The organism is Phocaeicola massiliensis B84634 = Timone 84634 = DSM 17679 = JCM 13223 (genome assembly GCF_000382445.1).
GTDB lineage: Bacteria > Bacteroidota > Bacteroidia > Bacteroidales > Bacteroidaceae > Phocaeicola > Phocaeicola massiliensis.
In genome coordinates, this window is record NZ_KB905472.1 from 2209646 (window position 1) to 2210647 (window position 1002).

The window sequence follows — 1002 nt, forward strand, 5'->3', positions numbered from 1 at the left end:
TTATGACCTGCAGTCATGCAACTTAAAATGCTGTCCATCTTTATATCAGTCTTTTAATTTATAAATAGCCAGAATCGGATTATCATCCGGCCCCAGCGAGTCAATCAGTTCCAAGAGTTGCTGACGCTTTTCGGGGAATTTCACGTTAGTGGACCCTGTTACTATCTTCTTAATCTCATCGGCGTTATCCGGGGTGATATAAATTACTATATCTCTATCATCAATATAACTGAGGAACGGCTTAGAATAACTGCACCCGTCAATATCATTTATAAGACCGGAAAATTGTCCTTTCTTTGCTTTAAAATCATCTCTTGTATATTTCCAAAGACTTATGTTTGAATCACTTTTATTATAATGACAATCCCATATATTGGGACCTAAACAAAAGCTGAACAACAGATGTTCTTTTGTTTCAATAAAAGTCCCCATTCTAATCGCGTTCTCGTAAAAGTCTTTAGTTACATTTGTCGCACAATCGAGAATCTCTCTCTTATATTTTCCTTCCGGTATGTAATACCGTGGGTAGATAGAATCTTTTGTAACAGCATATACTGTATCAGTAGCACAAGAAAATACATTGTGTATACCTTTATAAGTCCATGTGGATGGAGCCTCAAGTCTTAGACTTTTAGTAAACTTTCCGGGAAATCGGTGCACACTTTCCTGTATGACATTACCATCCCAGTCTTGTACATAAGCATTGGCGTATGTTCCGTCTCCTGTTGCAGAACCGGGATAATGAATGATATAATCATCGATAAAATTCATGTTAGGATACGCTATATTAGGTTCTAAAGGAATCTTCTTGATAAATTCCCCTGTAATCTTATGTGCAAAAAGTGCATAAGTATAGGTGGATGAGATATAGACTATACTGTCATTTTGTATTCCTACATTGCATGGCGAGAGCAGTTCTCCCGGTCCTTGTCCTACTTTTCCTATTGTCCTGATAAACTTGCCCGTAGCACGGTCGAACAATAAAGCATGGTCTACCATAAA

General features: G+C 37.5%; 1 protein-coding gene. It reads right to left on the reverse strand.

What is annotated here, in order from left to right:
* Positions 1 to 45: 45 nt before the first annotated feature.
* A partial coding sequence (locus tag HMPREF1534_RS09710) for a 6-bladed beta-propeller (protein ID WP_005940206.1) occupies positions 46 to 1002 on the reverse strand: 957 nt, incomplete at its 5' end.